We start from the raw sequence: 536 nt of genomic DNA, 5'->3' as shown, positions 1-536 counted from the left end.
GTGGCGGGCGCCCAGTGTTCCATAAGGTGGGCCAGCAGCTTGCGGGGCTGCTCGGCCAGGCTCTCCATCCGCGCTTTGTAGAGGGGCGTCATCATGTCGAGCAGACCCCGCAGATCGCTATGCACATTGCCATCGCCCGCCACGGCAAAGAGGTCGTAGAGCATGACCGTGGTACGCGGATTGCCGCCGGTCATGGCGCGCAGGGCCTTCAGGCGTTCGGGGCGGGCGTCGAGGGCGCGGTCCATCTCGGCGGTGGCTGCCTCGCCCTGCAGCCCTTTCATGCCGAAGCTGCCGGCCAGGGCCAGCATGGCCTCGCGCATGTGGGCCACCGAGAGGGGGCGCAGCTCGACGAGCTGGAAGAAGTCGTGAAAGGCATCCTGGTACTGGTGCTGGGCTTCGAGGGCCTGGTAGCTGGCGCCGAGCCAGAAGATGCCTTTTTCGTGGGACAAGGTCTTGCGCAAACGCCACAGGGGCGTGGCGCCAGCGTCGCGGATGCTCACACCCTTGCGGTCGCTGCGCAGGCTGCCGCCACCGGC

General features: G+C 67.9%; 1 protein-coding gene. It reads right to left on the bottom strand.

Annotation, left to right across the window (positions count from 1 at the left end):
- Window positions 1–536, bottom strand: a 536-nt coding sequence (locus tag JNK74_30030) for a hypothetical protein (protein MBL7650409.1), incomplete at both ends; no start/stop codon positions are given.

This window comes from Candidatus Hydrogenedentota bacterium (assembly GCA_016791475.1).
Lineage (GTDB): Bacteria > Hydrogenedentota > Hydrogenedentia > Hydrogenedentales > JAEUWI01 > JAEUWI01.
This window is presented reverse-complemented; position numbering and strand designations above follow the sequence as displayed.